Source organism: Avibacterium endocarditidis (genome assembly GCF_965138825.1).
Classification (GTDB): Bacteria; Pseudomonadota; Gammaproteobacteria; order Enterobacterales; family Pasteurellaceae; genus Avibacterium; species Avibacterium endocarditidis.
In genome coordinates, this window is the sequence record NZ_CBCSDH010000028.1 from 1 (window position 1) to 17,942 (window position 17,942).

The 17,942-nt window shown below is 41.3% G+C and carries 15 protein-coding genes, 1 tRNA gene and 2 pseudogenes; 6 read left to right on the top strand and 12 right to left on the bottom strand.

Going from position 1 to position 17,942, the window contains the following annotated elements; translation table 11 throughout:
- Positions 1-95: pseudogene (locus tag ACNAV8_RS11250) on the top strand (IS1595 family transposase); the annotation flags it as partial.
- 156 nt (positions 96-251) lie between these two features.
- Here ACNAV8_RS11250 and ACNAV8_RS11255 read toward each other — a convergent pair.
- Both ACNAV8_RS11255 and rne read right to left on the bottom strand, forming a co-directional pair.
- Positions 252-341: transfer RNA gene (locus tag ACNAV8_RS11255), tRNA-Ser, on the bottom strand.
- 165 nt (positions 342-506) lie between these two features.
- Complete coding sequence (gene rne, locus ACNAV8_RS11260; protein WP_415777738.1) at positions 507-3,347, bottom strand: ribonuclease E; 2,841 nt, start codon at positions 3,345-3,347, stop codon at positions 507-509.
- A gap of 440 nt (positions 3,348-3,787) precedes the next feature.
- Between rne and rluC the strand changes: the two genes are divergently transcribed.
- Entirely contained in the window at positions 3,788-4,765 is a 978-nt protein-coding gene (rluC, locus tag ACNAV8_RS11265; protein WP_103855700.1) for a 23S rRNA pseudouridine(955/2504/2580) synthase RluC, read from the top strand.
- A 73-nt stretch (positions 4,766-4,838) separates the two neighbouring features.
- On the opposite strand, the gene clpX is transcribed toward rluC, so the two are convergent.
- The 4 genes from clpX to lysM all read right to left on the bottom strand — a co-directional run bounded on the left by clpX (position 4,839) and on the right by lysM (position 8,791).
- Positions 4,839-6,077, bottom strand: a complete 1,239-nt coding sequence (clpX, locus tag ACNAV8_RS11270; RefSeq protein WP_103855690.1) for an ATP-dependent protease ATP-binding subunit ClpX — start codon at positions 6,075-6,077, stop codon at positions 4,839-4,841.
- 3 nt (positions 6,078-6,080) lie between these two features.
- Complete coding sequence (gene clpP, locus ACNAV8_RS11275) at positions 6,081-6,671, bottom strand: ATP-dependent Clp endopeptidase proteolytic subunit ClpP (protein ID WP_103855701.1); 591 nt, start codon at positions 6,669-6,671, stop codon at positions 6,081-6,083.
- Between the two features lie 183 nt (positions 6,672-6,854).
- Positions 6,855-8,153 carry a trigger factor gene (gene tig / locus ACNAV8_RS11280; RefSeq protein WP_103855691.1) on the bottom strand — a complete coding sequence of 433 codons (1,299 nt, stop codon included), beginning with the start codon at positions 8,151-8,153 and terminating at the stop codon, positions 6,855-6,857.
- A 194-nt stretch (positions 8,154-8,347) separates the two neighbouring features.
- Positions 8,348-8,791, bottom strand: a complete 444-nt coding sequence (gene lysM / locus ACNAV8_RS11285) for a peptidoglycan-binding protein LysM (RefSeq protein ID WP_103855692.1) — start codon at positions 8,789-8,791, stop codon at positions 8,348-8,350.
- Between the two features lie 189 nt (positions 8,792-8,980).
- On the opposite strand from lysM, the gene ypfJ reads away from it, so the two are divergent.
- A complete protein-coding gene (gene ypfJ / locus ACNAV8_RS11290; RefSeq protein WP_103855693.1) occupies positions 8,981-9,811 on the top strand; it encodes a KPN_02809 family neutral zinc metallopeptidase in 831 nt (276 codons plus the stop codon).
- A gap of 107 nt (positions 9,812-9,918) precedes the next feature.
- On the opposite strand, the gene ACNAV8_RS11295 is transcribed toward ypfJ, so the two are convergent.
- The 3 genes from ACNAV8_RS11295 to ACNAV8_RS11305 all read right to left on the bottom strand — a co-directional run bounded on the left by ACNAV8_RS11295 (position 9,919) and on the right by ACNAV8_RS11305 (position 11,467).
- Positions 9,919-10,638, bottom strand: coding sequence for a pirin family protein (locus ACNAV8_RS11295; protein ID WP_103855694.1), 720 nt, complete (start codon positions 10,636-10,638; stop codon positions 9,919-9,921).
- A gap of 198 nt (positions 10,639-10,836) precedes the next feature.
- Positions 10,837-11,061, bottom strand: coding sequence for a hypothetical protein (locus ACNAV8_RS11300; RefSeq protein ID WP_415777739.1), 225 nt, complete (start codon positions 11,059-11,061; stop codon positions 10,837-10,839).
- Between the two features lie 115 nt (positions 11,062-11,176).
- Complete coding sequence (locus tag ACNAV8_RS11305; protein WP_103855696.1) at positions 11,177-11,467, bottom strand: hypothetical protein; 291 nt, start codon at positions 11,465-11,467, stop codon at positions 11,177-11,179.
- 296 nt (positions 11,468-11,763) lie between these two features.
- Between ACNAV8_RS11305 and adhE the strand changes: the two genes are divergently transcribed.
- Positions 11,764-14,388, top strand: a complete 2,625-nt coding sequence (gene adhE / locus ACNAV8_RS11310) for a bifunctional acetaldehyde-CoA/alcohol dehydrogenase (RefSeq protein WP_103855697.1) — start codon at positions 11,764-11,766, stop codon at positions 14,386-14,388.
- 101 nt (positions 14,389-14,489) lie between these two features.
- Here adhE and ACNAV8_RS11315 read toward each other — a convergent pair whose 3' ends face one another.
- Together ACNAV8_RS11315 and ACNAV8_RS11320 are read right to left on the bottom strand one after the other, a co-directional pair.
- Positions 14,490-14,969, bottom strand: coding sequence for a Dps family protein (locus ACNAV8_RS11315; RefSeq protein WP_103853920.1), 480 nt, complete (start codon positions 14,967-14,969; stop codon positions 14,490-14,492).
- Positions 14,970-15,087: 118 nt separating this feature from the next.
- Positions 15,088-15,657 (bottom strand): anthranilate synthase component II, encoded by a 570-nt coding sequence (locus ACNAV8_RS11320; protein ID WP_035687955.1) that lies wholly within the window; start codon positions 15,655-15,657, stop codon positions 15,088-15,090.
- A gap of 58 nt (positions 15,658-15,715) precedes the next feature.
- Between ACNAV8_RS11320 and ACNAV8_RS11325 the strand changes: the two genes are divergently transcribed.
- Together ACNAV8_RS11325 and ACNAV8_RS11330 are read left to right on the top strand one after the other, a co-directional pair.
- On the top strand, positions 15,716-16,693 hold the full coding sequence (locus ACNAV8_RS11325; RefSeq protein ID WP_103855698.1) for an aminodeoxychorismate synthase component I: 978 nt from the start codon (positions 15,716-15,718) through the stop codon (positions 16,691-16,693).
- 8 nt (positions 16,694-16,701) lie between these two features.
- A complete protein-coding gene (locus ACNAV8_RS11330) occupies positions 16,702-17,283 on the top strand; it encodes an aminotransferase class IV family protein (RefSeq protein WP_103855699.1) in 582 nt (193 codons plus the stop codon).
- A 560-nt stretch (positions 17,284-17,843) separates the two neighbouring features.
- Here the strand turns inward: ACNAV8_RS11330 and ACNAV8_RS11335 are convergent.
- Positions 17,844-17,942 (bottom strand): annotated as a pseudogene (locus ACNAV8_RS11335) (IS1595 family transposase); the annotation flags it as partial.

Genomic DNA, 17,942 nt, shown 5'->3' on the forward strand with positions numbered 1-17,942 from the left:
ACTTTCCTTTATTCTTGAAGGAATGTGAATTTCGGTTTAACTTTGGGCCACCAAAAGAGCAGTTAAAAATATTGCGAAAATGGTGTGAAATTTAGGGCTAATCTACTACAGCCCCAAGATTTTTATCCAGGAAAAACGGGAGATGACAAAATGAAAAGAATTTCGTAATAACCCTAAACAGAAAATAACAAATAAAATTTTAGATAAAGAAAAAGCCCTCTTTATTAAAGAGGGCTTTCTCAATAATTTGATGGCGGAGGAAGTGAGATTCGAACTCACGGAGGGCGTAAACCCTCGCCGGTTTTCAAGACCGGTGCCTTCAACCACTCGACCATTCCTCCGTGATTTAAGCGAGGTGAATAATACGAATTTTGCTATACCAAGTCAAGCAAGAAAATAAAAAATTAATTTGATTGCTTTTTTTTACAGCAACTTGATTAGGGCTTAAACAAAAAACCGAGCATTAAGAATATTAATGCTCGGTTTTAATTCAATCAGGAAAGCGGTTATTCTTCGGCTACCGCTTTGGTTGGCTCGGAATAAACGTGGCTAATCGCACTATGATGACCAGCCGAACCACGCCCATAAAAATAATAGCGCGACTCTTTCCATTGCACGATTGGATAAGCCGTATTTTCACTTTCAATCGCTTTCGCCAAGGTCATTTGCGCTTTGGTATGCTCCACGGCGGATACCGTACCTAAACGCCCTGTAAATTCATAAGTGCGGTCGGTTTTTTCCTCAATTTTTGCTGGTTGAGAAAAATCTTCCACTGCATTAGCCGCAGGCTCTGCACTCACTGAATTTAAACGCTGTAAAGAAGCCTGAACTTTCTTCTCCACCGATTCATTCGCAGGCTGAGTAATAAATCCCGCTAATGGTTTAGGTTCATCAGCACTGTTTTGCACAATCAATTTCGTTGCCGGCGTTACCACTGCAGCTTCCGATTGATTATTTTGTTGCTCAAGCAATTCATCTACGGATAAAAACGCATTGCCTTTATTATTGGTAAATACATTGCTATCAATCCACACTTTACCACTGGCTAATTCTGGTGATGCTACGGCGGCAAATAATGGCATTGGTGATTTTTCTTCGCCTTGCGATTGACGGCGACGGCGAGGATTATTCACGCGTAAATGACGTGGTAAACGGCGACGATTATCGCGACGTTTTTCACCGCTCTCTGTATTTTCCTCAATTTCAAGCGCTGGCGTTACCACATTTTCTACTGCATTGACTTCAACAGCGTCTTTTTGAACAGGTAATGCTGCAACTTGGCGCGTTTCGACCACTTCTGCTGTTTCTGTTGTTGGTGCAACAGGTTCTTGCACTTCGGCAACACGCACCTTTTTGCGTAAATCACGGCGTTGGCGGCGTGGTTGCGCTTGCTCAACCACTTCTTCAATCACCTTAGTTTCAACAAGATGATTTTGCTGGTTTTCATCAGCTTGTGCTTTTTTTGCCTTACGGGACGAACGCGTTTCTTGTTCCACCACTTTCTCTTGACGCTTATCTTCCACATTACGCCCATTTTCATTACGATTACGGCGCGTGTTGCGGCGTTCTTGATTGCGACGGCGGTTATTTTTATTAGAGCGATTTGGCGTTTTCTTTGTTTCTTTTTCTTCCACAAAGAGCGATTTAATTTTCGCTAAAATACGCGAAATTAATGAAGGCTTATTGTCCTTCTTCGCCACAGGCATTGGCGCTGGCGTTTCAATCGCTAAAGATACCGCTGCATTTTCTAGCACGCTTTCGGTGGTGACTGCCGCAGTTTCAATATTGCGCGTAACCAAAGATTCTTCTGCAGCAAAATTATCATCTTGATCTTGATGTAATTTAGCTAAGTTATAACTTAACTCGTGAACGTCTTCACCCTCACGCACACGGAATACGCTGAAATGTGGTGTTTCCATTGCTTCATTTGGAGCAACCACAATATCTACGTTATGGCGTCTTTCAATGCTACTAATGGCTTTACGTTTTTCATTAAGCAGGTAAGAAGCAATTTGCACCGGCACAATGGTGTGAACTTGTTTGGTGTTTTCTTTGATCGCTTCTTCTTCCAATAAACGTAAGATGGACAGCGAGAGTGATTCGTTATCACGAATTTTCCCTGTACCTTGACAACGCGGACAAACGTGGTGGGAAGACTCCCCTAAAGACGGGCTTAAACGCTGGCGGCTCATTTCTAATAAGCCAAAACGAGAAATACGGCTAATTTGAATACGCGCTCGGTCTTGACGCACCGCATCACGCATACGATTTTCCACTTCTCGTTGATGACGAATTGGGGTCATATCAATGAAATCAATCACGATCAAACCGCCTAAATCGCGCAAACGTAATTGACGGGCAATTTCATCAGCCGCTTCAAGGTTGGTATTGAGCGCGGTTTCTTCAATGTCGCCGCCTCGAGTTGAGCGTGCCGAGTTAATATCAATGGCGGTGAGCGCTTCAGTCACATCAATCACAATCGAGCCGCCAGACGGTAAACGCACTTCACGTTGGAAGGCTGATTCAATTTGCGATTCAATTTGATAATGGCTGAATAGTGGCACTTCGCCTTGATAAAGTTTAACGCGGTTGATGAAATCAGGGCGCACTAATTTAATATGCGCTTTGGCTTTTTCATAAACCTTTTGATTATCAATCAAAATTTCGCCAATATCACGGCGTAAGTAATCACGAATCGCGCGGACAATGACATCACTTTCTTGATGAATCAAAAACGGCGCAGGACGGCTTTCAGAGGCTTGTTTAATGGCTTCCCAATGGTGTAATAGGACTTTTAAATCCCATTGTAATTCTTCTGGGGATTTGCCTACGCCAGCGGTACGTACGATTAACCCCACGCCTTCAGGCACATCAAGGGAACTCAGGGCTTCTTTTAACTCTAAGCGCTCCTCCCCTTCAATGCGACGTGAAATGCCACCCGCTCTCGGGTTATTTGGCATAATCACCAAATAGCTACCCGCTAAGGAAACGAAAGTAGTGAGGGCCGCTCCTTTGTTACCACGTTCTTCTTTGTTTACTTGAACGATAACTTCTTGCCCTTCGTGCAAAATATCACGAATATTTGGGCGACCTTGATACACATAATCCGCAGGGAAGTATTCACGAGCAATTTCTTTTAAAGGAAGGAAACCGTGGCGTTCCGCACCGTAATCAACAAATGCGGCTTCAAGGCTAGGTTCAACACGGGTGATGCGGCCTTTATAAATATTGGCCTTTTTTTGTTCGTGGCCTGGACTTTCAATGTCCAAGTCAAATAATCGTTGCCCATCAACGAGAGCAACCCGCAACTCCTCTTTTTGGGTTGCATTAATTAACATTCTTTTCATTCGATTTTCTCTTATATTTTTATCTTAAATTTGTCATAAAAAATCACCGCACTTTGGCTTCGCAATCGACCTCGTGTCTGTCGCAAAATGTCATTCTCTCGACTGTCAGTTGCTGGGTGCATTGATTGCGTTATCGAAGAACAATTTTCGATACAAACAAAATGACTGAAATAATTATTTTGCAAGCGTGGGTGATTTTTATCACACTTATTGTCCGTTTTTTATTCTGTTATCGCGGCAACAAAATTAATTTAGACAAAATTTATTTTATAAAACAACGTCTTATGCCGTTTGCGGCGTTGTCTTTGCGTTTATTTCATTTTTCCCAGTAAGCTGGCAAAAATTCGCTCTATTATCTAACGATAGGGATTTTTTAGCAAGGTAAATCCGTGCATTTGTGCTATAATCCGCCCAATTTTGCAAAGGATAAAATGAAACCAATGTCGAATAAAACTGATGAAAAAATTGTAAATCCTAGCGTAAAAATGTTGCAGATTAGCGAAGATGAAGCGGGGCAACGCATTGATAACTATTTGTTAAATAAGCTCAAAGGCGTGCCGAAAAGTTTAATCTATCGCATTTTGCGCAAGGGTGAAGTGCGGGTCAATAAAGGACGAATTAAGCCAGAATATAAACTACAAAGTGGTGATATTGTACGCGTGCCACCTGTGCGCGTGAGTGAAAAAACGCAAGCACCGGTATCAAAAAAGCTCAACAAAGTTGCGCAATTAGAACAGCAAATTATTTTTGAAGATGATGCGTTATTGGTACTCAATAAGCCTTCGGGTATTGCGGTACACGGCGGCAGTGGCTTGGATTTTGGTGTGATTGAAGCCTTAAGAGCATTGCGTCCTGAAGCGCGTTTTTTAGAATTGGTTCATCGTCTGGATCGTGATACTTCAGGTATTTTATTAGTGGCGAAAAAACGTTCGGCGTTGCGTCATTTACACGAGCAACTGCGTAATAAAACCGTACGCAAAGATTATCTCGCCTTAGTGCGTGGGCAATGGCAATCTCACTGTAAAGCGATTAAAGCCCCTTTGCTGAAAAATGAATTAGCTGGCGGAGAGCGGATTGTGCGCGTAAGCGAGCAAGGCAAACCGTCAGAAACCTTATTTAGCATTGAAGAACGCTATGACAATGCCACCTTGGTAAAAGCCTCCCCTGTTACTGGGCGAACTCACCAAATTCGCGTACATACACAATACGCAGGCCACCCTATCGCCTTAGACAGCAAATATGGCGATAAACAGTTTGATAGCCAAATGGCGGAATTAGGTTTAGATCGGTTGTTTTTGCACGCTTATGCTATTCGTCTTGAACACCCGAAAACGCAAGAAACCTTAACGCTTACTGCGCCACTTGAAAGTAAACTCAAAGAGATTTTAAAACGCTTACGCCAACAAAAATTTAGCTAAAAAAATAAGTGCGGTGGAAAAATTGAAAAATTTCCACCGCACTTTATTTTAGACCCGTTTAAACCTTTTGCCCTTAAGATTTGTAAATCATTTTCGGTGGTTCATTATCCACAACGGTATTTTCATCAATAATCACTTTTTCAAGATTTTCGATTGATGGTAAGTCATACATTGTGTCAAGCAACAATCCTTCTACGATAGAACGCAAGCCGCGTGCGCCAGTTTTACGCTCTAACGCTTTCTTCGCCATTGCCACTAAGGCTTCGCGAGTAAATTCAAGGGTTACATTTTCAAATCCAAACAGGGCTTGATATTGCTTGGTGAGAGCATTTTTCGGCTCGGTAAGAATTTGAATCAGGGCTTCTTCATCTAATTCTGCAAGCGGTGCAATCACTGGCAAACGTCCAATAAACTCTGGAATTAAACCAAATTTCATTAAATCGTCTGGCTCAACTTGAGTGAATAATTCGGTCAGCGTGGCTTTATCGTTCTGCCCTTTTACTTCCGCGCCAAAACCGATACCACTGCCAACGTGAACACGTTTTTCTACGATTTTTTCTAAGCCTGCAAACGCGCCACCACAAATAAACAAGATCTTAGACGTATCAAGGCGTAACATTTCTTGCTGTGGATGTTTGCGTCCGCCTTGTGGTGGAATGGAAGAAATTGTGCCTTCAATTAATTTCAGCAAGGCTTGTTGTACACCTTCCCCTGATACATCACGGGTGATTGAGGCGTTTTCAGATTTACGCGTGATTTTATCAATCTCATCAATGTAAATAATGCCTTTTTCTGCTTTTTCGATGTCATAATCACAATTTTGCAATAATTTTTGCAGCACGTTTTCCACATCTTCCCCCACATAACCTGCTTCAGTTAGTGTGGTGGCATCTGCCATTGCGAAAGGCACATTTAAGGTTCTGGCTAAGGTTTCCGCGAGCAAGGTTTTTCCGCTTCCTGTTGGGCCAATTAGCAAAATGTTACTTTTACCTAATTCCACGTCATCTGATTTATACCCTACTTTCTGGCGTTTGTAGTGGTTATATACCGCTACCGCTAGCACTTTTTTGGCATAATCTTGCCCGATAACATAATCATCTAAATGGGCGCGAATTTCGTGTGGGGTTGGTAATTCTGTAGTTTGATTTGCTTCCGCTTGCTCTTGCTTTTCGGCATCAACCAGCAAATTATGGCAAAGCTCAATACATTCGTTACAAATCGCGCCATATCCATCTTCGCGTTGAAGGAGCTTTTTCACTTCACTGCGTTCTTTTCCACAAATGGAGCAATGTGGTTGTTGTTCTGTTGTCATAACTTATTCCGTTTCTCTTTTCACTAATACTTCATCAATTAAACCGTATAATTTCGCTTCTTCTGCGGTCATAAAATTATCGCGGTCGGTGTCTTGTTCCACTTTTTCAAAAGGCTGTCCTGTGTGGAATGCTAATCTTTCATTTAAGGTGTGCTTAATTTTTAAGATTTCTTGTGCGTGGATTTGAATATCCGAAGCTTGTCCACGATAGCCACCTAACGGTTGGTGAATCATCACGCGTGCATTTGGCAATGCCGCACGTTTACCTGGTGCACCGCCCGCTAACAAAAATGCACCCATTGAGCAGGCTTGCCCAATACATAGGGTACGCACATCAGGTTTGATGAATTGCATTGTGTCATAAATTGCCATTCCTGCCGTTACCACACCGCCCGGTGAATTAATATAAAGGCTAATATCTTTATCTGGATTTTCTGATTCTAAAAACAGCAGTTGAGCCACGATTAAATTCGCCATATTGTCCTCAACTTGACCGCTTAGAAAAATAATACGCTCTTTTAATAAACGTGAATAAATATCGTAAGAACGTTCGCCACGCGCGGTTTGTTCAACCACCATAGGAATTAAAGCCATTGTATTCTCCATTGGTTTTCCTTTTCTATCAAGGGGTTATAAAAAGTTATAGTAAATTGAATTTAAACCATTGCTTTGCACTGAGTTAAGTTCAAGCCACTTGAAGGGTGAATTATATAACAAAAGTGCGGTCATTTTTGTGAAAAAAACGACCGCACTTTGAAATCAATGAGTTACAGCAAATTATGCTTGTGGATTCATTACTTCATCAAATGATGCTGGTTTTTCAGTTACCTGTGCTTTCGCTAACACGGCATCAATGGCTTGATCTTCTAAAACAACGTTACGAATATTGTTCATTAATTCTTTGTTGTTTTTGTAGTATTCCACCACTTCTGCTGGTTGTTCGTAAGCAGAAGCAATATCTTGAATCATTGCGTCAGCGCGTGCTTCGTCCGCTTTTAATTCATTTGATGCGATCACTTCAGAAAGCAATAAGCCAACTTGAACGCGGCGTTTTGCTTGCTCTTCAAATAATTCGCGTGGTAATTGTGCCGCTTGTTGTGCATTGCCACCAAAACGTTGTGCTGCTTGTTGGCGTAACACTTCAATTTCTTGTTCAACGGCTGCAGCTGGTACATCAATTGGGTTTTGTTCAATTAAACCTTCGATAACTTGATTTTTTACGCGTGCAGTTAAGGCATTTTTCAATTCACGTTGCATATTTTTCGCGATTTCTGCGCGTAAATCTGCCACAGTTTTGGTATTCGGGCCGAATTTTGCCACGAATTCATCTGTTAATTCAGGTAATACCATTACTTCTACTTTTTTCAAGGTAATCGCGAATTTCGCTGCTTTACCTTTTAAGTTTTCAGCGTGATATTCTTCTGGGAAGGTTACATCAATATCAAATTGATCACCAGCTTTGTGGCCAATGATACCTTCTTCAAAGCCTGGAATCATTCGGCCTTGTCCCATTGCTAATACGAAATCAGTGGCTTTGCCGCCTTCAAATTCTTCGCCATCAACGCTTCCAACGAAGTCAATAGTTACACGATCATCAGCTTTTGCTGGCTCTTGAGTTTCTTCCCAAGTTGCTTGTTGTTTGCGTAACACATCAACCATTTTGTCAATGTCTGCTTCGCTGATTTCAACAACTGGTTTTTCTACTTTAATTTGATCTAAACCTTTTAATTCTACTTCTGGATACACTTCAAAGGTTGCTGTGAAAACAAGATCTTTACCTGCTTCAAACTGTTCAACATTGAAACTTGGACGACCAGCAAGATTCACTTTGCTATCTACAAGCACATTGAAGAAGTGTTTTTGTAATAAATCACCTAACACATCTTGACGCACAGATGCACCAAAACGTTTTTCAATAATATGTGGTGGTACTTTACCTTTACGGAAACCATCTACGCGTGCATTTTTTGCGACACGTTTTAATTCTTCACGCACCGCTTGATCTACGGTTTCAGCTGGAACGGTGATAGTTACACTACGCTCAAGACCTTGAGTTGTTTCAATATTAAATGACATTATGTTACCTCAAAATGAATTTGCACTCGGCGAACACTAACACCGAACACGTTAGTAAAAAGTTAAAAAGACACCAAATTATAGCGATACAACGCTCGCCAGTCGAGATGTTGAGAAATAAAAAACCACAACTGGCTATTTTTTACACTAAAAAAGAAAAGCCTTACAGAATAAGGCTTTTGCTATATGGTTAATTAAAGTGATTTTGGTAAACGAATTTTCTGACCAGGGAAGATCTTATCCGCATCTTTGATCACTTCTTTATTGGCTTCAACGATAGCGGTGTATTTCGCCCCATTGCCATAGGTTTTTTCTGCGATTTTCCAAAGGGTATCGCCTTTTTGGATCACATAAAACTCTTCATCAGTTGCCAAACTTTCACCGTTCTCAATGGCTACGCCATCAACATTCACTGAATTAATGCCTACCACGTTGCCTGCCATTAAAATCGCTTTTTCTAAGGCTTCCGCAGAGGCGGCATTACCTTCAATTTTAGCCACGCCATCTTCCACTTTAACCGAAAGATTTTCCACCCCTGGATTATCTTCCGCAATGTGTTTTTCCACAGCTTCCGAGGCTTCTTCTTTTTTAGAGAAAAGTTTTCGACCAATATCGCCAACAAAATCAAATAAACCCATTTTTAGCTCCTTATTTATAAAACATTGAGTTAGGCTGCTAAGCCTACCCAATTCATCTTCATAAGTCTATATGCCTTTTGTAAATAATCTTGATCTTTACATTAATTGAAAATTCTTCGTAAAAAAGCACCGCACTTTTCTTTCTTTTATACTAAAATAGCCGCCAATTTTAGTAACTGAGGAAAAATTATGCGTTGGCAAGGTCGTAGAGAAAGTTCCAATGTGGAAGACAGAAGAAGTGCAAGAGGCGGTTTCGGCGGCGGTAAAAAAACGGGCGTGCTCGGCTTTATTATTTTATTGGTTGGTGCTTATTATGGCGTTGATTTATCAGGGCTTGTTGGCACACCTGATTTTGGCAGCCAAGCTAACCATACGGTAAGCAGCCAAGAAGAACAAGAGCTAAATAGTCTTTCTCGAGTGGTATTAGCGGATACAGAAACCGTGTGGGGAAACTATTTCGCGCAACAAAATCAGCGTTATGCCCCGCCTATTATGGTGCTATACAATGGCGCAACTTCCACCGCCTGTGGCACAGGACAATCTGCAATGGGGCCGTTCTACTGCCCGAACGATCATCGTGTTTATCTGGATCTGTCTTTTTATAGTGATATGAAACATCAACTCGGCGCTGAAGGGGAATCTGCTTTTGCCTATGTGATCGCGCACGAAGTAGGACACCATATCCAAAACTTGCTTGGTATTTTGCCTAAAGTCCATCGCGCGCAGCAAAGCCTTAGCCAAGCGCAAGCCAATCAGCTTTCGGTTAAATTAGAATTGCAGGCAGATTGTTTTGCCGGTGTGTGGGCTAATCAAGCAGCAAAAACAGGTTTATTTGAAACGGGCGATTTAGAAAAAGCCTTCCGCGCTGCTGAAGCGGTTGGGGACGATCGCTTACAAAAACGCTCGCAAGGCTATGCCGTGCCAGACAGCTTTACCCACGGCACGTCTGCACAGCGTTTAACGTGGTTTAAACGCGGTTTGCAAACTGGCGAGCCAAGCCAATGTAACACCTTTAACTAACGGTGAAAGATAAAGTGCGGTGAAAAACTCGGAAATTTTCCACCGCACTTCTGTTTTATAAAAAAATCGCTTACCCCGAAAGATAAGCGATTTTATGTTTTAAGCCCTTATTGTGGTAATTCCATTGGCACTTCCATTAACAGAATTTCTGTGTCGGAATCGGCCACCACATCGAAACTTTCGGTATCCCAAATACCTAAACCATCACGGCTTGATAGCGGTTTTCCTGCAATCGTCGCGTTGCCTTTTAATACGAAAGCATACACGCCGTTGCCTGCTTTATGAAGGTTATAAGTTTTGCTCGTACCTTGATCAAATTTCGCAAGAGAGAACCACGCATCTTGGTGAATCCACACGCCTTCATCATCGGCATTCGGTGAAAGAATTTGTTGGAAATCATTGCGTTTTTCCCCTTCAGCAATGCTAATTTGCTGATAACGTGGTGTCACATTACGTTGATTTGGAAGCACCCAAATTTGCAAAAACTGCACTGGTGTGTCCGCATTTGGGTTCATTTCGCTGTGTGTAATGCCTGTGCCGGCTGACATTACTTGAATATCACCTTGGCGAATCACACTGCCGTTGCCCATACTATCTTTGTGCGCTAAATCACCACTTAATGGAATAGAAATAATTTCCATATTGTCGTGTGGGTGTGTGCCAAAGCCCATTCCACCTTCCACATAATCATCATTGATCACACGCAATGCACCAAAATGGATACGCGCTGGATCATAATAATTGGCAAAGCTAAAGGTATGGCGACTTTTTAACCAACCGTGATTTGCATTGCCACGGCTATCTGCTGAATGAAATACTGTATTCATATTTACGCTCCTAATTCTGTTTAATTAATTTGTTTTACGAGGTGTATTTTACGCCGCAGAATTGGGAGATAAAGCCCTCTTTCGTGAATACATTTTTTCTTATTAGTAAACAATAAAGCAAAAAATCTTTGCTTTTATAAATAAAATGGCAAAAAAAGTGCGGTATTTTCCACCGCACTTTTCTGTTGAGGAAAGAAGCTATTTTTCTGCCATACTCGCCACAATATGGCAAATATCCCCTTTGATACCGTAATGACAAGGCATTAAATAGAAATCCTTACCGCCCTTTTCATAGCTTTTTCCTAAAATCAGGCTGTTGCAGTTCTTGGCTAGGATAAAATACTGCTCGGCACGATGTTGATTTGTTTTGTGGTGAGAAATTGCCATAGCATACAGATGTTGTAACGAGTGAAAAAACGACATAATAACAAGCTGACGATGAACAGCCCAGCAAGATAAATTAATAAACTATAAAGCGTGAACACTTTAATCAGCACAGTAATTTCTAAAAATAATGGGAAGCTTAAAATGAAGCAGGTTAGCAACGTGCGAACAAAGTTAAAAGGCGATGACGAGAGTTCGCTTTTAATAAAATCAATAGCTTAATTCCTAAAACATAAGCCAGCAGCATAAACGCAGATACACCGAGAACGTGGAATAAACTGCGTGCAATATCTGATCTTCCCACTTCAACAATATCCCAAGGATAGCCATAATACCAAGCCAATCCCCAGTTATAACAATAAGCCACCGACCAGCCAACTAGCACGAGAAAGCCGAGTAAAATAGAAGAATTGAGTAATTGAGCAAAAGAAATACGTTCGTTCATACTTAACCTCAACAAATAGGAATCATTATCAACTACATAGATTTTAAGCGATTTTTTTCACCTTTTAAATTAATTCCACTTTGCTTTGTTGATGGTTGGATCTCTTTAAAAAATAAGACAATTTTGCCATTTGTTAAAATGGAGTTAAATACTTGTAAAATAAGCGTATTTTTACCATTTGATCTAGATCACAGTTTACTCTTTTAATGCAAAATTGTTTACGCTCTTATCCCTCCAAGTAGGTATAATTTTTCGCAGAAAAAAATTATCAATTTAAAACTTTAGGAGAAATCATTATGAGTAACGTGGTTGAAAACACAATTAGCCCAGCTCAAGCAGAAGTGAACGCCTTGGTGGAAAAAGGCTTAGTTGCCTTAGAAGAATTCCGCCAGCTCAATCAAGAACAGGTTGATTATATCGTGGCGAAAGCCTCGGTGGCGGCGTTGGATCAGCACGGTGTGCTTGCGATGCACGCTTATGAAGAAACGGGGCGCGGTGTGTTTGAAGATAAAGCAACGAAAAATTTATTTGCCTGCGAATATGTGGTGAATAATATGCGAAATCTCAAAACCGTTGGGGTGATTAATGAAGATGATGTCACAGGCATTACCGAAATTGCCGACCCTGTTGGGGTGATTTGCGGTATCACGCCGACCACTAACCCAACTTCCACCACCATCTTCAAAGCCCTTATCGCCCTCAAAACTCGTAACCCAATTATTTTTGCTTTCCACCCTTCTGCACAACAATCTTCCGCTCATGCTGCGCGTATTGTTTATGATGCTGCGGTGGCAGCGGGTGCGCCAAAACATTGTATTCAATGGATTGAAACACCATCAATGGAAGGCACAGCAGCCTTAATGAAACACCCAGGTATCGCAACCATTTTAGCCACAGGCGGTAACGCAATGGTTGAGGCGGCTTATTCTTGCGGTAAACCTGCTTTAGGCGTAGGGGCAGGAAATGTGCCAGCTTATGTGGAAAAAAGCGCTGATCTTCAACAAGCGGTACACGATATTGTAATGTCCAAAGCCTTTGATAACGGAATGATCTGCGCATCTGAACAAGCGGCGATTGTTGATGCGGAAATCTATGACGATTTCATTAAAGAGATGAAATCTTACGGCGTTTACCTAGTCAATAAAAAAGAAAAAGCGATGTTGGAAGAATTTATGTTCGGCGCGAAAGCGAACAGCGCAAACTGTGCAGGGGCAAAATTAAACGCCAACGTAGTGGGTAAACCCGCCCATTGGATCGCGCAACAAGCAGGTTTTGAAGTGCCAGAAAAAACCAATATTCTTTTAGCTGAATGTAAAGAAGTTGGGCCAAAAGAACCGCTCACCCGTGAAAAACTTTCCCCAGTGCTAGCCTTGCTTAAATCCCATTCCCGTGAAGAAGGGGTGAAACTTGCCGAGCAAATGGTGGAATTTAACGGTTTAGGCCATTCTGCTGCCATTCACACCAAAGACGCAGCCCTTGCCAAAGAATTTGGTGAGCGTGTGAAAGCCATTCGTATGATTTGGAATTCACCGTCCACTTTCGGTGGTATCGGGGACGTTTATAACTCCTTCTTGCCATCTTTAACTCTCGGTTGTGGTTCTTACGGTAAAAACTCCGTAGGCAACAACGTAAGTGCGGTGAATTTATTAAATATTAAACGAGTGGGCAGACGGAGAAATAATATGCAATGGTTTAAAGTGCCTTCAAAAATCTATTTTGAACGGGATTCAATCCAATATTTACAATCAATGAAAGGAATGGAACGCGTGGTAATCATCACCGACCGCACAATGGTAGATTTAGGCTTTGTAGAAAAAATTGCGAAACAAATCACCGCACGCGGCAATCACGTTACCTATCAATTATTCGCCGATGTTGAGCCAGATCCAAGCATTGAAACCGTACGCCGTGGGGTTGAGCTAATCCGTAGCTACAAACCAGACACCATTATTGCCCTAGGCGGCGGCTCATCAATGGACGCGGCGAAAGTAATGTGGTTATTCTATGAACAACCTGAAGTGGATTTCCGCGATTTAGTGCAAAAATTTATGGACATTCGCAAACGGGCATTCAAATTCCCACAATTAGGACGCAAAGCACGCTTTATTGGTATTCCAACCACTTCAGGTACAGGTTCTGAAGTAACGCCATTTGCAGTAATCACCGAGGGGGATAAAAAATACCCAATCGCAGATTACTCACTCACCCCAACGGTTGCCATTGTTGATCCCGCATTAGTAATGACCGTGCCGGCTCACGTTGCCGCCGACACGGGCTTAGACGTACTCACCCACGCGACAGAGGCCTATGTTTCCGTGCTTGCCAACGACTTCACTGACGGCTTAGCCTTACAAGCCATCAAATTGGTCTTTGAAAACCTCGAGCGTTCAGTGAAAGAAAAAGATCCTCAAGCAAGAGAAAAAATGCACAACGCCTCCACAATGGCAGGAATGGCATTTGCCAATGCATTCTTAGGAATGAACCACTCGCTCGCGCACAAAATTGGGGGACGCTTCCACACCCCACACGGACGTACCAATGCGATTTTAATGCCGCACGTTATTCGTTATAACGGCACACGTCCGCAAAAAGTGGCAACTTGGCCGAAATACAATCATTACAAAGCTGATGTGAAATACCAAGAAATCGCGCGTATGCTCAGTTTGCCTTGCTCAACCCCAGAAGAAGGCGTGAAATCTTTCGCCCAAGCTTGTTATGATTTAGCTGCTAGCGTAGGAATTCAAATGTCTTTCAAAGAACAAGGCATTGATGAACAAACTTGGCTTGACGCACGCCGTGATATTGCCTTGCTTGCCTTTGAAGACCAATGCTCACCAGCCAACCCACGCTTACCATTAGTGGAAGATATGGAAGTGATCTTAACCAATGCTTATTATGGTTATGATCCAAGCCAATATTAATTGGCTATAAGGCTGATTGACCCTAATCAGTAAAAAGAAATAAAAAAACCACCGCTCTTTAAAAGTGCGGTGGTTTTTTATTTGCTTTTTTACGAGAAAAATTAGCTGTTGCAGCTTTCACAAGCAGCAGTAAACATCCACACTAATTTTTCTTGCTCTTTGATGTAGTCGCTCATTTGTGAAGCGGTACCTTCATCATCTGCATCAGCGGCTAAGGCTAAGATTTCACGTTGTTGTTTTAACAAGGTTTTGAAACCGCTTAATGTGCCACTTAAACAGTCTTGCGCTGCACTCACGCCTGTGTGTTCTTTGATTAAAGATTTGGTTAAATATTCACTGAACGCATTGCTTGGGGTGTAGCCTAACGTTAAAATACGCTCTGCGATTTCGTCCACTTTCACCACTAAATCATCATAAATTTCTTCAAATTTTGCGTGTAATTCAAAGAAGTTTACCCCTTTAATGTTCCAGTGATAACCGCGCACGTTCATATAAAATACTTGATAAGTCGCAAGTAAGTTATTGAGTTCTTGTGCTAATTTTTCTGAAGTCGCTTTGTCTAAGCCGATATTTGTTGCCATAGTATGTTCTCCTCTGTTTTGTTGGAAATATAATAGGGATTAATCCCTTACAAATAAAATGGATATAAATGATAGATTTGATAGCTTAAAACTATACATCATTAACTCATTGATAGCTTTAAGTTTTCAGCCAGTTGGCAATTAATGCTTTGCCCTGCTCTGAAATATAGGATTCAGGGTGAAATTGTACGCCAAAAATCGGCAAATGACGATGCTGCATTGCCATAATTACATCGTCTTCGCAAGTGGCGGTAATCTCCAATTGGGGCGGAAAATGCTGCTGCGAGACCGCCCAAGAATGGTAAAGCCCAATTTGAAATTGCGTAGGCAAGCCGAAAAATAAGGCAGAATTTGACCGCACTTTGATTTGCTTTGCCTGCCCGTGTCGTACCTGCGGCAAATTATACAAGGTTGCGCCAAAAAACTGGCACAGGGTTTGATGCCCAAGGCAAACGCCCAAAATGGATTTGCTATGCTGATAGCGTTCCAACATCGCAAACAGTTGTGGATAAGCACTCGGCACATCAGGGCCGGGGGAAATCAAAATATGGCTGAAATTGTCCACTTCATCAAGGTTTAGCTGTTCCACATTCACCACAGAAAACGGCACGTCAAATTGACGAATTAAATCCACTAAATTATAGGTAAAAGAATCGTGATTATTGATAATTAATAAATTTGTGTTCATCTCAGGGATTCACTACAATGACCAAAATGTTTGTTATCTTACTTGATTCATCGCCCTTATGCCATTTAATCACTTTGTGCAGCAAGCCAACCATTTAGGTACGCAACGCACGCCCTTTTTCTTTTTGATTGATTTTGAACAGCAAAAACCCATCATTTGCCCTCTTACACAATGCGCAGAGCAAGGCATTTGGTTTGAATTTGCCAGCCAAAATAATCTTGCAACGGCACAAAAAGCAACCCCAAAACAGCCCTTTAAGCTAGAAAAATTTCCCATTGATTTCGCCACTTATCAGCAAGGTTTTGAGATTGTGCGACAGGCGCTACAGCAAGGCAATTCCTATTTGCTTAATCTGACTTACGCCACGCCGATTGCGATCAATTACGATCTCAATACGCTTTTTTCTGCTACGCAAGCGAAATATAAACTATTGTTTAAAAAAGAGTTTGTCTGCTTTTCCCCAGAGCCTTTCGTGAAAATCGCGCATAACCAAATTTTCACTTACCCAATGAAAGGCACGATTAACGCCAATTTACCTGATGCAGAAAATCAATTGCTCAATTGCGAAAAAGAGCAACGGGAACATTACACTATTGTGGATTTAATGCGTAATGATCTGGCTATCGTAGGGCAAAATGTGCAAGTAAAACGCTTTCGTTACTTAGAAAAGATTTTCACCGAACGTGGTGCGATCTGGCAGACAAGTTCAGAGATTTGTGCCGATCTTAAGGAAAACTGGCAAGCCAACATCGGCACAATGCTCAGCCAGCTTTTACCCGCTGGATCAATCAGCGGTGCACCAAAAGAAAAAACCGTCGCCACCATTCAACAAGCAGAATTGACACCAAGGGGCTATTACACTGGCGTGTTTGGTATTTTTAACGGCGAGAGCCTGGAAAGTGCGGTGGCAATTCGCTTTATTTCGCAACAAAATGGACGTTATTATTTCCACAGTGGCGGTGGCATTACTATTCAAAGCGATGCTAGACAAGAGTATCAAGAATTGTTAGAGAAAATTTATATCCCATTGAAATAGATAAAAAAATGAATTATCCACTCTTTGAAACTCTATGCATTGAAAAGGGACAAGTGCAAAATCTTGCCCTACACCAACAGCGTTATGAAAACAGCCTGCGTGAGTTTTATGCAGGGCAACCTTATAAAATTTTTTCTCTCGCAAAAATTCTGCAAAAAAACACCGCACTTTGGGCAAACCTTCAAAGCCAGATTATCCGCTGCCGAATTGACTACAACGCCACACAATATCACCTGCAATGTTTACCCTATCAACGCAAAACCTACCAACGCTTCCAGCCCGTGATTTGCGATGACATTGACTACCACCTGAAATATAGCAACCGCGCCATTTTCAACGAATTACTGAAACAAAAAGGCGATTGCGATGAGATTATGATTATTAAAAATGGCAAGGTAACGGATTGCTCCATTGGTAATCTGGTGTTACGCCAAGGATCACAATGGTTCACCCCCGACAGCCCATTGTTAATCGGCACCCAACGCACCGCATTGCTACAACAAAATAAAATCAAAGAGCGGTCAATTTTTTTCGCTGATTTAGCTGATTATGAGGAAATTAGACTGATTAATGCATTGAATCCGTTGTGAATTTTTCTACAAATATTTCCTCTTCCTTCCGTAGGACAGGTTTATGTACCTGATCAAATAGAGATTAAGGGGGATTTGTCACCAAACAATGTTTTTCAGACAACAAATGAAAAACTAAAACCGGCGGACTTATGCATCCGCCCGATTATCATTTCTAATAATGACTATAATGAAAGCCTTGCTTTATGGTAGCTTGATCTTGTAAAAGAATTCTTATACTATTGGTTGAATTTGGCTAAATAGTTTTATCAAGAGAAAAACTGCAGTTAGAGAAGTATAACTCTGTATAGTTCTGTTCGGTATTTTGCAACAATATTGCATCGTAGGTAAGTCCATTGTACTAATTTTCTTGTTGATACTTCGAATTCTATTTGGTGGTATCTATAATATGATATTTTATACTTAATATTGAGTATTATAAATTTTTTATAATTATAAATTGTTTTCCTGAAGAATTAACTATTTATGAGTATCCAAATGATTTATTGTTATAAAAAATTTAGGCAAAAATGAACGTAGGTTATAAAAACCATTTTTTTAGGGGCTGTAGTAGATTAGCCCTAAATTTCACACCATTTTCGCAATATTTTTAACTGCTCTTTTGGTGGCCCAAAGTTAAACCGAAATTCACATTCCTTCAAGAATAAAGGAAAGTTTTT